This window comes from Mesorhizobium sp. LNHC209A00 (assembly GCF_000502915.1).
Taxonomy (GTDB): Bacteria; Pseudomonadota; Alphaproteobacteria; order Rhizobiales; family Rhizobiaceae; genus Mesorhizobium.
This window is the reverse complement of record NZ_AYWT01000002.1, coordinates 831,509-843,885: the sequence shown is the minus strand read 5'-3', so window position 1 is coordinate 843,885 and position 12,377 is coordinate 831,509. Positions and strand designations below refer to the sequence as shown.

Sequence of the window (12,377 nt, the reverse complement as noted above, 5' to 3'; positions counted from 1 at the left end):
GCGATCAGGCCGCATCCACGGCGTTTGGAACCTCAGCCGTGACCTTGAGTGGCGACCGCGGATGCAGCAGCAAGACAATCGTCAGCAGGCTGCAGGCAATGCCGATGAGGGCAATGAGGATGGCATCCGATATCATCCAGCCCGGTCCTTCGAGCGGCTTTGCAGTGAACAAGGCGAAGGAATTGTAGCTCTGCTGATGCGAGATCAGCAGGAAGCCGGTCAAATTGTTGCCGAGATGGGCGCCAAGTGCGGCGCCGAGATTGCCGGTGNGCTGATGCGAGATCAGCAGGAAGCCGGTCAAATTGTTGCCGAGATGGGCGCCAAGTGCGGCGCCGAGATTGCCGGTGGCGTAGACCACGAGGGTCAGAAGCAGCGCGAAGGCAGCGATCGAGACCAGCACGCTGGCGTTGATGGCGGCCGTCGAACCGCCGCTCCAGTGCAGCGAGGTGAACAGCAGGCCGGGCAGCAGCGCCCAGACGAACGGGCTTCTGAACCGATTGGCCAAGCCGCGCGGCAAGTAGCCGCGGAACAGCACCTCCTCCGACGAGGTCTGCAGCAGGGTGAGCGCGGCGATCGGGATCGCGAACAGCAGCCATGACGGCAGGCTGATCATGCCGCGCGCGATGCCGGGCTGCAGCAGATAGAGCAGGATTTCGGACAAGGACGAGGTGATCAGCACCGCGATCAGCCCCTTGAGGAAGTCCAGTCGCGCTACGCGGCGGCCGGCGCCAAGCAGCGCCGACAGCGGCTCGCCATGCACCCAGCGCATGACGATCCACAGGCCGATCCAGATCCCGGCGAAAGAGGCGAGCGCACAGAGGATGCCGACGGGCGAGGCGAGAAAACCCTCCATGTCGTGTGGCGAAGCCGCCGCCCCACGCCAGGCGAAGTAAACACGGGTGCCACCGAACAGCACGGCCGCGGTGGTGGCGCCCCAGAACAGGACGACGATCAGCGTTCCCAGCAACAGGCGCGGCAAAGTCATCCTGGCGTTCGGCGTGTTGCGATAGCGCTCGAAGGCAGTGTCGTCTATCGTCACGCTTGTCCTCGATCCCAATCCACCGCTGCTTGATCTGGCTGATGGTTTCGGGAACCGGGCGCGATGTCAGCAGAATACGCAAACCCGGATTGGCACGGAACACAGGCGTGGGCCAGCCTACGCGGTCGCCTATCAGGTTTCGCCGGCGGCCGCTTCGGCGACCGCCGGCATCGCATCAACGCACGACGTACATGATGCGCCGTGTCTGCGGATCGATCAGCGCCCGCTGGCCGTTCACATAGACATAGCGGTAGTTGTAATCAGGAATTTCGCGCAGCTCGACCGTATCGGGCAGGGTCGCGCCGGTGACCACCTCGCCGTCGAGATAGACGGGGTCGAGGCGGTGGGTGTCGACATAGGTCCGTACCGCGGCCGGCGGCGCTGGAAAGTCGCCAACCACCGGATCGCTGGAAATGATTGCACCGGTATAGTCGGTCGAATAGTTGCCGATGTCCGCCGGCGGCGTGACCACGGCAACGGCGGAGCGGCGCTGCGTCAGCACGACGCGGCTGCCGCCGAAATCGGCCGTGACGTAGTCGGAATAGACCCAGCCCTGGCCACCCGCTTCGGCGATGGTGCACCATTTGCTATTTTCGATGCAGCCGTTGAGCGTCGCCGACTGGCCTGCGGCGAGCACGCCGATCACTGGATACTGCGGACCAGGGCCGGCGCGCACGTTGAGATCGGTGACTGCCGAGACCGCGGTATCGGCCAGCGCCGCGCCGGACATTGCGGTCAGCATCCCCGCTATTGCGGGAAACAATAAGGATTTCATGGGTTCTCTCCGTTTCACAGTCCCTCGGCGGTGACAACGGGGCAGCAGCGCATGCGTTCCGGCTAAAATGCGCGAGCCAACTCACGATTTGTTCCGCCGTCCACCGGCAAGCCGGTCAGAAGATCGTGTACGAACGCCAGTTTCCGCGCCGTCGCGTCCGAAATGACGAAGGGGTAGAGGTCGGGGAGGCCCATGCAGCGGTTGATCGAATTGGAGGCTTCCGACAGCACCAGCCAGCGGGCAAGGATCTTGTCGAAGGGCTCGGGCGTGTTGGCGGGCTCCGAGGGTGCTGCCCGCGGCTCGCCCCCGGTATCGCCCCGCGGCAGTTCGTTCGCCTCCACCGTCTCCAGCCGGCCGAGCGGAAAGTTCAGCGCATGCACCATTTCCAGCGTGTCGGTGATGTGCAGGTGGTGGGCCCAGGTCTCGGCCCAGTCCTCCCACGGATGCGAGGTGGCGTAGGCCGAGATGTGGTCTTGCTGCCAATCGGGCGCCGCGCCATTGGCGTAATAAGCTTTCAGCGCCTGTTCGTAGTCGGCACGCTCGTCGCCGAACAAGGCGCGGAACGCTTCCAGCCTTCGCGGATCGTCGCGGATCAGGCGGTCCCAGTAATAGTGGCCTAGCTCGTGGCGGAAATGGCCGAGCAGCGTGCGATAATTCTCACCCATCTGGACGCGACGTTTTTCGCGCTCGGCTGAATCGGCTTCGGCGACATTCAGCGTGATCAGGCCGTTGTCGTGACCAGTGAGAATCCGTTCGCCGCCCGGGCCGCCGCCGATCGGATCGGCGAGGAAGTCGAAGGCCAGCCCGATCTCGTCCGTCGGGCTCTGCTTGGGCGCCACCGGCAGGCCGAAGGCGAGCAGCGAATAGATGGCGCGCTTCTTCGCCGCCTCGACGCGAATCCAGCGGCGGCGATTGCCGTCGACCGAGAGATCGGGGATCAGCTGGTTCAGCACGCAGGCACGGCAGAAGACCTGTTCCGGCTCGGCCATCCAGTTGCAGGCGCATTCGTCGGCATTGGTGCACTGGATCGCGCCGTCGACGCCTGACAAGACAAAGCGCGCGTCCTCGGGATCATAGAGCACGAGACTGCTGCAGTTCAGGCACTGGGCATTCTCGAAATAGAGACGGTGGCCGCAATGCGGGCAGTCGAAAAGTTTCATTTCGATCTCAATTCATCAGAAGGGATGCATGGCGGCCCGTGCCCAAACGCGAACCACCGGCCGGTGTTCCGCGCTCCATCGCGACTATTTTGCTTCCCCGGTCCAGGCGCGCCTGCCCGGTCCATGGGCGGCATCAGAGTCTTCATGCCTGACACTCGCCATAATAATCACTTGATCGTAGGCAAATTCCCCGCCATTCGCCAGCATCGCGCCACAGACGGTGACAAATGCGCGTTTCGCTGGCAAATTCGCAAACGGGACGTGAATCAGGCAACCAGGAGAACAACATGGCATTTCTTGCCAAGGGTAGGATTTTAGCGGCGGCGGTGGTGGCGGCGCTGGGGCTGGCAACCGGTGCGCAAGCGGCGGCCAGCTGCGGCAAGACCGGCGCCGGCTTCGACGCCTGGAAGCAGGACTTCGCCGCTGAGGCCAAGTCCGAAGGTGTCGAGTCGAGGGGTCTGGCCGCTCTGGCCGGCGCCACCTACGCAACAAGGACGATCTCCGCCGACCGCGCCATCCACAAGGCTTTCAGCGGATCGGTGGACGATTTCATGAAACGCCGCGGCGGGTCGGCGATCATCTCCAAGGGCCGTTCGCTGAAGAAGTCGAACGCGGCGCTGTTCAACCAGATCGAAGCCAACTACGGCGTGTCGCCGGGCGTGCTGCTCGCCATCTGGGGCATGGAAACCGGCTTCGGTGCTTCCATGGGCAACCAGAACACGGTCTCCGCCATTGTGACGCTTGCCTATGATTGCCGCCGTCCCGACTATTTTCACCCGCACGCCATCGCGGCTCTGAAGCTGGTTGATCGCGGAGCGTTGACCGCCTCGTCGGTCGGCGCCATGCATGGCGAGATCGGCCACACGCAGTTCCTGCCGGGAAATGTCTTGAAGTATGCGGTCGGTAGCGGAAACCTGCGCGACAAGGCCACCGCTTTGGCCTCCACCGCCAACTTCCTCAAGGGTCACGGCTGGCGGGCTGGCGCCAGCGCCCAGTCGAACATGGGCGCGATCGCCGGCTGGAATTCCGCAAGCGTCTATCAGCAGGCCATCGCCCGCATCGCCACCGCGATCGACGCCGATTGATCGAACCGCACGGCATTGAACGAAAAACCCGGCCTCCGCGCCGGGTTTTTCATTTCACGTCGAGCGTATAGGAGCAGCCGGCCAGCGTCCTGCCCCCGTGGGACTCGACGGTCGAGACGTTGAGCGTGATGCGAGTGGCAAGGCTCACACCGCTGGCGTCCTCGCTGCTTTCGGCCACGACCTTCTCGCCGAGGAACTTGTCCGGCGTCGAAACCGTCGCCGGAACGTCGAGCTGGCGAGCGAGGTCCGGCGCGGCGATCCCGTCGAGCACCGCCATCGGCCCGGTCGCGGTAAAGACGATTGTCCCCGTATCGCGTCCGAAGACATGGATCGGAGCGGGCAGCTCATACTGCCGCAGGAAGGGATTGCCGGAAGCGGCCTCCTTCCAGCCGAGGGTCTGCCCCACATCCGGCTCGCCGGCCAGCCAGAGGGCAAGACCATGATACGCTGGCACATTGGCCCTGCATTCTATGAGGGCGGCGAGGTCCAGGGAGGCGAGGTCGAAATCCCCAGCGGCGACCGGCGTCGCGAAAAGCACCAGCGGCACCAGCCATTCCCGTGGAATGACCGGCTTCGATCCCGTCACGTCGCTCTCAATGATTTGCCCAGCCGCTCAACGGGCATTTCTGGGAAATGGGAACCTGGAAGGCGCCGTCAACACCGCTGCAGTTGCGAAATTTGAGGGACCGCGGCGCGGGGGCTTGCGTGACTTTAGCAGGCTTCGGCTTGCCCTTGATGACCATCCAGATTTCTGTCGGTTGGTCGAGTTGCAGCCTGTTGATGTCGGAATAGCTGACCCGGCCGCTGCGTACGCCATCGGCGAGGCGCTGGCAGAACAAAGTCGGCATGCGCTCCTGCGATGTGCCCATGAAAGAAGCCATATCGTGCTTGAATGAAATGTTCCATACGCGGACGGCGCCAAGGCACCCTTCCAACCCCGCGTCAGGGGCGCGTTTCGCGGCCGCTTGTGATGACTGGCACCCGATGAGAGCGACGGTTGCCGCAAGCAGAAGAACATTGTTTTTCATGTCAAAGCCCCTTGATCCCGTGCAAGAACCTAAATGAAGCCGCTCAGAGATCAAGGACCAACTTGTCTGGAGCGTTTTTGACTTCCAGTATATTAGACAGATAAAATAAAACCCGACGTCTCCGTCGGGTTTCGTAAGCGTGAGTTGGCGAAAGCCAGGCCGCTGCCCGGTTCAGCCTCGGCGGTTGCGTGCGGCCAATGTCCGCAGCCTCAGCGCATTGAGGCGGATGAAGCCGGCGGCGTCCTTCTGGTCATAGGCGCCACGGTCGTCCTCGAAGGTGACCAGCGCGTCGGAATAGAGCGTCTTCCCAGACTTGCGGCCGGTGACCATGACATTGCCCTTGTAGAGCTTCAGCCGCACCGTGCCTTCGACGTCTTCCTGGCTCTTGTCGATCATCGCCTGCAGCATCAGGCGCTCGGGCGAGAACCAGAAGCCGTTGTAGATGAGCTCCGCGTAGCGCGGCATGAACTCGTCCTTGAGGTGCGCGGCGCCGCGGTCGAGCGTGATCGATTCAATGGCGCGATGGGCCACGATCAGGATGGCGCCTCCCGGCGTTTCATACACGCCTCGCGATTTCATGCCGACGAAACGGTTCTCGACCAGGTCGAGCCGGCCGATGCCATTGTCGCGGCCGAGATCGTTGAGCGCGGCCAGCATGGTGGCCGGCGACAGCTTCTTGCCGTTGAGCGCGACCGGGTCGCCCTTCAGGAATTCGATCTCGATCTCGGTGACGGCATCCGGCGCGTCCATCGGCGACACGGTGCGCTGATGCACGAATTCCGGCGGCTCGCTCCACGGGTCTTCCAGCACCTTGCCCTCGGAGGACGAGTGCAGCAGATTTGCGTCGACGGAGAACGGTGCGTCGCCCCTCTTGTCCTTGGGCACCGGGATCTGGTGCTGTTCGGCGAAGTTCATCAGGTCTGTGCGCGATTTGAACGACCAGTCGCGCCACGGCGCGATGACCTTGATGTCGGGGTTCAGCGCGTAGGCCGAAAGCTCGAAACGGACCTGGTCGTTGCCCTTGCCGGTGGCGCCATGCGCGATGGCGTCGGCGCCGGTTTCCCTGGCGATCTCGACCAGGTGCTTGGAGATCAGCGGCCGCGCGATCGAGGTTCCCAGGAGATAGGTGCCTTCGTAGACGGTATTGGCGCGGAACATCGGGAACACGAAGTCGGCGACGAATTCCTCGCGTACGTCGACGACACGAATGTCCTTGATACCCATCATCTCGGCCTTGCGGCGCGCCGGCTCCAGCTCGCCGCCCTGGCCGAGATCGGCGGTGAAGGTGACGACTTCGGCGCCGAGTTCGGTTTGCAGCCATTTCAGAATGATGGATGTGTCGAGGCCGCCGGAATAGGCGAGCACGACCTTCTGCACGTCTTTGGTCTTGGACATTTCTGCTCCGTCGAAAAGCGGACGCTTGAGGCAAGGCGTCAGGGATTGTCGGAGCGCCTTTTAGCAGGAACGGCAAAGCGAGCAAGCGCACGCGGCGCCAGCCTTCTGATCCAGCGCGGCAGTGCGACGCCCGGCTTGATCGGGAGCAACGATCTCGGGGCCATGCCGCCGGCCACCAGGCGCTCAAGAGCGCCGCCTTGAAGCGCGGCGAAAACTGGCCGAACCGCTCCAGCTCCACCGGAGGATGCGCCGGCCCCATCTGGCGTCGGCGCGATGCATCCTGTATACGCCCCGAATCTTCCCGGGGCCTTGCCATGTCCTTCATTCCCGACACCACCACGCTGATCCAGTTCGCCATCGCCACCGTTATCCTGGCGATCACGCCAGGCCCCGACATGACGCTGTTCGTGTCGCGCACACTGAGCCAGGGCCGCGCCACCGGCTTCGCCTCGATGGCCGGCGCGCTGTGCGGCACGCTGATCCACACCACGCTGGTGGTGGTCGGCGTCTCGGCGCTGATCGTCGCCTCGCCGATGGCTTTCTTCGTGCTGAAGATCTTCGGCGCCGGCTATCTCGTCTTCCTCGCTTGGCAGGCGATCACCGAGGGCTCGGCGTTTTCGCCCGAGAAGAAGACCGGCCCGCAAATCTCACTGTTGCGCAGCTGGGCGGCGGGGCTCGGCGTCAATTTGCTCAACCCGAAAATCATCCTCTTCTTCATGACCTTCCTGCCGCAATTCGTCTCCGCGCACGATCCGAACGCGCCGGGCAAGCTGTTCTTCCTCGGCTCCATGTTTATCGTGCTGTCGATCCCGGTGACGGTACCGATGGTGCTGGCGGCTGAAAAATTCGCGGCGGCAATGAAAGCCAGCCCCCGTGTGACGCGGGTGGTCGACTATCTCTTCGCCGGCGTGTTCTCGGCGTTCGCGCTCAAGATTCTGACGGCCCAGGCGAAGTAGAGACCTTCCACCAGCTTCCTGCCCAGCGCCCGGCGGCAAGCCAATAGAAGATGCCGCCGACCATGCCGCCACCGAGCACCGCCATGATGGCGCTGGCTTCGGTGACCGCGAAAGCGGAATCGCGGACATTGTCGACGAGGCCGNCCACCGAGCACCGCCATGATGGCGCTGGCTTCGGTGACCGCGAAAGCGGAATCGCGGACATTGTCGACGAGGCCGAGGAAAGCCCCCGCCACCACCGCGCCGGCGAGGGCGTAGAACAACCAGTCGCGCCGACCGAGGATTTCGGCAATCAGGATGACGATCGCCGCCGGCATGAAGCCGAAATAGGCGACGAACAGGGCGACGAAAGGAATTGAAAAATAGAGCGACGCCGTCGCCGCCGGATGCGCTTGCGCCGGCCCGTAGCCGAGCGAGGCCAGGAACAGGATGTTGAGGAAGGCGCTCGCCGCCAGCGAGGCTACGGCATAGCCGAACAGGATGATGGCGAAGCGCACGATGTACGCGACGAGACGGTTCATTGGGGATCACGGCCCCTGAGACGACCGGAGCTGCGTCCAGCCAGAAGCCAGTAGACCCAGCCTGCGGCAATGCCGGCGGCGGCCAGAAAACCCAGGAAGCCCGGATTGAAAACGAAGCCTCCGGCCGAGCCCGGCACAAAAACACCGAAGGCGATCGACGTGACCGCGCCCGTGACCGCGAAGTAGAACCATCCTCGCAGCGCCAGCCGTTCGGCGACGAAGATCGCCGGGCCGACGATCAGCAGCGCGCAGATGGCCACGGTCAGCACGGCGAGCGGGAAGGAGGCCAGCCAGTCGAACGTGAAAATGATTGACCAGTTGCCGTCCTCGATCCCGGCCAGCAGAACGATCAGCAGCACAGGCACCAGGATCGAGGTCAGCACGGCGGCGAGGTAGCCGACTGCTATCACCGCGAAACGTGTGAGGCCGGCGACGAGACGGCTCACACCTCGCCGTGCCCCGCGATCATCATGGCTTCCATCGCCAGCCGGTCGACCTTGCGCATGCGTTCCGATTCCGACTTCAGCTGGCCGCAGGCGGCCAGGATGTCGCGGCCGCGGGGCGTGCGGATCGGCGAGGCATAGCCGGCATTGTTGATGTAGTCGGCGAACTTCTCGATCGTCTCCCAGTCCGAGCATTGGTAGTTGGTACCCGGCCACGGGTTGAACGGGATCAGGTTTATCTTGGCCGGAATCCCCTTGAGCAGCTTGATCAGCCCCTTGGCGTCCTCGATGGAATCGTTGACGTCCTTCAGCATCACATATTCGAAGGTGATGCGCTTGGCGTTGGAGAGGCCGGGATAGGCGCGGCAGGCGGCGATCAGTTCCTTCAGCGGATATTTCTTGTTGATCGGCACCAGAAGGTCGCGCAGATCGTCGTTGGTCGCGTGCAGCGAGATCGCCAGCATGACGCCGATCTCCTCGCCGGTGCGGAAAATCTCGGGCACGACGCCCGAGGTCGACAGCGTGATGCGACGCTTGGACAGGGACAGGCCGTCGCCGTCGGAGGCGATCAGCAGCGCCTTCTTCACCGCCTCGAAATTATAGAGCGGCTCGCCCATGCCCATCATGACGACGTTGGACACTTTCCGGCCCTCGGCCGGCACGATGGCGCCATCCGGCGTGTCGCGATCGGGGAAGTCGCCGAGCCGGTCGCGCGCGGTGAGCAACTGCGCCAGGATTTCTTCGGCGGTCAGGTTGCGCACCAGCTTCTGCGTGCCGGTGTGGCAGAACGAACAGGTCAGCGTGCAACCGACCTGCGAGGAGATGCAGAGCGTGCCGCGGCCTTCCTCGGGGATATAGACCGTCTCGATCTCCACCGGCCGGCCGGCGCCGCGCGGCGGAAAGCGGAATAGCCACTTTCGCGTGCCGTCGGCGGAAATCTGCTCCTCGACGATCTCGGGCCGGGCAACGGTGAAATGCTTGTCGAGTTCGGCGCGCAGATCCTTGGAGATGTTGAACATGCCGGCGAAGTCGGAAACGCCGCGCACATACATCCAGTGCCAGAGTTGCTGGGCGCGCATCTTTGCCTGACGCTCCGGCACGGTGCCGGATTCGACAAGAGCGGCGGCGAGTTCCGTCCGCGTGAGGCCGATCAGCGATGGCTTTTCGGTCCGCGCGGCACGGCCGCGCAAGGCGTCACGGGCGCCGTCGGCGGTAAGATCGAGTGAAAGGGTCATGGTTGCACAGATATAAGCGGTTTGCGGCCGATTTCATCCATCGGCCCGATATGAAGGGCGGCGCATAGCACAGGTTGAGCGCGAAGTCATGCGGTGCACGCCAAACCGGGTCTGCCGTCGGTGTCCCGATCGCGACCGTCCCCGTGAAGGACGATCGAGGCCGGCCGAGGGAATGTCGTTGGCGGCGATCACTTAGTCGTGTTGGCGTAACGATCCCCCTCGCGGCTTCGAACCCTGAACGGGGCAACTGTGCCCCTACAGAATGGGAGAATGCAGGATGAAATCGATCAAGCTCGCCGTCATTGCCGGCCTCGCCGCGCTTTGCGCCTCGCAGGCGTTTGCCGAGGACACGATGGGCACCATGAGCATGATGAAAGGCGGACAAGTGACGGCGATCATGCCCGACGGGCATATGGGCACCATGACGCCGGACGCGAAGATGGGCGCCGACATGATGAAGATGGCCAAGCCGATCAAGCACTGCATGATGATGATGACCGACGCCAAGGGCAAAGCCTACATGATCGACACCTCGACCAAGAAGGCCCAGGCCGAATGTGAAAAAATGGCCATGTGACCATCTCGCAAGGACTTGCCCGCCGGCTTTGAGGCCGGCGGGACGGGCAGCTTTCATATTGTCCGCGCGTCCATCCCCGCGCCTACCGGTCGATGGACACCGTATCGATCCCGGTGCTCTGGTCGGTTTCCGGCGGTGGCGGCGCGGCCTCGCGGGCTCGGTAGGACGGCAGGTCGGGAGCGCCGGCCGCTACGGGATTGGCTTCGAGCCGCGCGATCAGACGCTTCATTTGCGTGATCTCGGGCACCTGTGCGTCGATGATGCCGTCCGCGAGCTTTCGCACCTCCGGATCGTGGATATGGGCGCGTTCGCTGGTCATGATCGCGATCGAGTGGTGCGGGATCATGGCCTTCATGTAAGAGACGTCGCTCACGGTTTCCTGGCTTCTGACCAGCCACAAGGCACCAGCGAATACGAGCATGCCACCGATGACGATGCCGACATTCGCGGCCACGCTCTCGTACATCCCCCACATGAAGCCGATCATGACGATGGCCATGGCGGCGCCCATCACGATGGCCATCCACACCCGGGTCTGGCTGAAGAAAACATGATCCAGCGCATAGGTGTTCAGGTACATGAGCCCCTACATGAGGACCGTGGAAACCAGGATCATCGCGGCGAATCTAACATAGCGCATGACCGCGGGCTCCTTGCTCAAAGGCACCGCGACTGTGGCCTTTTGATCCCGTCCGACCGGCAGACTCGCGCTTGATCGGCGTCATGCCTGTGTTAGGGCTGGGTTTTCCCCCGAGGACAGACATGGCCGGCCAATCGCGAAAACACCCCATGCTGCGGCGTTCGCGCGCCATGTGGGCCTCGCGCCGCGTCTGGCAGCCGCGTCTGGTGTTCTGGGCGGGAGCCATCTCCATCGGCCTGATCAGTGTGCTGTTCGCCGTGCTGGCCGACAAGGCGCAGGCTCTGTTTCATGTCGTGATCGGCAATGACGGCGGCTGGCGCTTCTATCTGCCGCTGGCGATCACGCCGCTCGGCTTTGTGCTGTGCGCCTGGCTGGCGCACGCCGTCTTCCCGGGCTCGCAAGGCAGCGGCATTCCGCAGGCGATCGCCGCCCGCCACCTTCGCGACGACGACGACCGCAGCCATATCCTGTCGCTCAGGCTGGTGGTGGGCAAGATCGCGCTCACCCTTGTCGGCCTGTTCTGCGGCGCTTCGATCGGCCGCGAGGGACCGACCGTGCAGGTCGGCGCATCGCTGATGCTGCAGGCGGCGCGCTGGGGCGGCATGGCGCAGGCGCGCGGCCTGATCCTGGCGGGGTCGGCCGCCGGCATCGCCGCTGCCTTCAACACGCCGCTCGCCGGCATCGTCTTCGCCATCGAGGAGATGGGCCGCACCTATGAGGCGCGCACCAACGGGCTGGTGCTGACGGCGGTCATCCTGGCCGGCCTCGCCTCGCTCGGCGTGCTCGGCAACTACACCTATTTCGGCGTGTCCAAGGAGACGATCTCGTTTGCCGTCGACTGGCCGCTTGTAATCGCCTGCGGCGTCATCGGTGGCGGCTTTGGCGCCTTGTTCTCGTTGCTGGCCCTCAAGGCGACGCGGCGTATCCGACGCTGGAACGCGCTGCAGCCGCTGTGGCGCGCGCTGCTGGTGGCCGCGATCTGCGGACTGGGGGTCGCGGTGATCGGCATCGCCTCGGGCGGGCTGACCTTCGGCACCGGCTACGCGCAGGCGCGCAGCGCGGTCGAAGGCACGCCGCTGCCCTGGTTCTTCTTTGCCGAGAAATTCGGGGCCGGCCTGCTGTCGATGATCTCAGGCATTCCCGGCGGCATCTTCGCGCCCTCGCTGGCGGTCGGCGCCGGCATCGGCAGCTCGCTCGGCCTGATGTTCGGGAGCAGCGCCGGCGTCGCGGCCCTGCTCGGCATGGCAGGCTATTTCGCCGGCGTCGTGCAGGCGCCGATGACGGCTTTCGTCATCATCCTGGAAATGACCGGCAATCACGACAATGTCATCGGCCTGATGCTGGCTTCGATGCTGGGCTACGGCACCGCGCGGCTGATCTCGCACGAGCCGCTTTATCACGCCCTGTCGCGGGTGTTCATCGCCGAGGCGATCCGGCGGCGGCGGGCGGAGGCAGCACCGGAATCAGGGCTGGGCTGAAAAAGCAAAGGCCGGGCGTTACGGCCCGGCCTTCGGTTCAAAAAC

The 12,377-nt window shown here is 64.1% G+C and carries 13 protein-coding genes and 1 pseudogene; 4 read left to right on the top strand and 10 right to left on the bottom strand.

Annotated features, from left to right (window positions below):
• Nucleotides 1-4: 4 nt before the first annotated feature.
• From X739_RS158515 to X739_RS158525, 3 genes are all read right to left on the bottom strand, one after another.
• Nucleotides 5-1,039, bottom strand: a complete 1,035-nt coding sequence (locus X739_RS158515; protein ID WP_023793578.1) for a type II CAAX endopeptidase family protein — start codon at nucleotides 1,037-1,039, stop codon at nucleotides 5-7.
• 175 nt (nucleotides 1,040-1,214) lie between these two features.
• Nucleotides 1,215-1,814, bottom strand: a complete 600-nt coding sequence (locus X739_RS158520; RefSeq protein WP_023782104.1) for a DUF1236 domain-containing protein — start codon at nucleotides 1,812-1,814, stop codon at nucleotides 1,215-1,217.
• A 62-nt stretch (nucleotides 1,815-1,876) separates the two neighbouring features.
• Nucleotides 1,877-2,974: a putative zinc-binding metallopeptidase gene (locus tag X739_RS158525; RefSeq protein ID WP_023774467.1), complete on the bottom strand. Its 1,098-nt coding sequence runs from the start codon at nucleotides 2,972-2,974 to the stop codon at nucleotides 1,877-1,879.
• A 287-nt stretch (nucleotides 2,975-3,261) separates the two neighbouring features.
• Between X739_RS158525 and X739_RS158530 the strand changes: the two genes are divergently transcribed.
• Nucleotides 3,262-4,059: a lytic transglycosylase domain-containing protein gene (locus X739_RS158530; RefSeq protein WP_023793574.1), complete on the top strand. Its 798-nt coding sequence runs from the start codon at nucleotides 3,262-3,264 to the stop codon at nucleotides 4,057-4,059.
• A gap of 49 nt (nucleotides 4,060-4,108) precedes the next feature.
• Here the strand turns inward: X739_RS158530 and X739_RS158535 are convergent, their stop codons facing one another.
• The 3 genes from X739_RS158535 to X739_RS158545 all read right to left on the bottom strand — a co-directional run bounded on the left by X739_RS158535 (nucleotide 4,109) and on the right by X739_RS158545 (nucleotide 6,482).
• Nucleotides 4,109-4,645: a hypothetical protein gene (locus X739_RS158535; RefSeq protein WP_245273789.1), complete on the bottom strand. Its 537-nt coding sequence runs from the start codon at nucleotides 4,643-4,645 to the stop codon at nucleotides 4,109-4,111.
• A gap of 7 nt (nucleotides 4,646-4,652) precedes the next feature.
• Entirely contained in the window at nucleotides 4,653-5,087 is a 435-nt protein-coding gene (locus X739_RS158540; RefSeq protein ID WP_023793570.1) for a hypothetical protein, read from the bottom strand.
• A 171-nt stretch (nucleotides 5,088-5,258) separates the two neighbouring features.
• Nucleotides 5,259-6,482 carry an argininosuccinate synthase gene (locus X739_RS158545; protein ID WP_023774462.1) on the bottom strand — a complete coding sequence of 408 codons (1,224 nt, stop codon included), beginning with the start codon at nucleotides 6,480-6,482 and terminating at the stop codon, nucleotides 5,259-5,261.
• A gap of 314 nt (nucleotides 6,483-6,796) precedes the next feature.
• On the opposite strand from X739_RS158545, the gene X739_RS158550 reads away from it, so the two are divergent.
• A complete protein-coding gene (locus X739_RS158550; protein WP_023793567.1) occupies nucleotides 6,797-7,438 on the top strand; it encodes a LysE family translocator in 642 nt (213 codons plus the stop codon).
• Here the strand turns inward: X739_RS158550 and X739_RS1000000167720 are convergent.
• From X739_RS1000000167720 to rlmN, 3 genes and pseudogenes are all read right to left on the bottom strand, one after another.
• Nucleotides 7,410-7,959 (bottom strand): annotated as a pseudogene (locus tag X739_RS1000000167720) (hypothetical protein). The gene X739_RS158550 and the pseudogene X739_RS1000000167720 overlap by 29 nt on opposite strands.
• Nucleotides 7,956-8,405 (bottom strand): hypothetical protein, encoded by a 450-nt coding sequence (locus X739_RS158555; RefSeq protein WP_023782097.1) that lies wholly within the window; start codon nucleotides 8,403-8,405, stop codon nucleotides 7,956-7,958. Before X739_RS158555 ends, X739_RS1000000167720 begins: the two are co-directional and overlap by 4 nt.
• Complete coding sequence (gene rlmN, locus X739_RS158560) at nucleotides 8,402-9,637, bottom strand: 23S rRNA (adenine(2503)-C(2))-methyltransferase RlmN (protein WP_023793562.1); 1,236 nt, start codon at nucleotides 9,635-9,637, stop codon at nucleotides 8,402-8,404. The genes X739_RS158555 and rlmN overlap by 4 nt, the downstream gene beginning before the upstream one ends.
• 277 nt (nucleotides 9,638-9,914) lie before the next feature.
• Between rlmN and X739_RS158565 the strand changes: the two genes are divergently transcribed.
• On the top strand, nucleotides 9,915-10,214 hold the full coding sequence (locus tag X739_RS158565) for a hypothetical protein (RefSeq protein ID WP_023774457.1): 300 nt from the start codon (nucleotides 9,915-9,917) through the stop codon (nucleotides 10,212-10,214).
• Nucleotides 10,215-10,296: 82 nt separating this feature from the next.
• Here the strand turns inward: X739_RS158565 and X739_RS01000000165850 are convergent, their stop codons facing one another.
• Entirely contained in the window at nucleotides 10,297-10,794 is a 498-nt protein-coding gene (locus X739_RS01000000165850; RefSeq protein WP_051410565.1) for a DUF305 domain-containing protein, read from the bottom strand.
• Nucleotides 10,795-10,976: 182 nt separating this feature from the next.
• Between X739_RS01000000165850 and X739_RS158570 the strand changes: the two genes are divergently transcribed.
• On the top strand, nucleotides 10,977-12,332 hold the full coding sequence (locus tag X739_RS158570; protein WP_023793559.1) for a chloride channel protein: 1,356 nt from the start codon (nucleotides 10,977-10,979) through the stop codon (nucleotides 12,330-12,332).
• The last annotated feature ends 45 nt before the right edge of the window (nucleotides 12,333-12,377 follow it).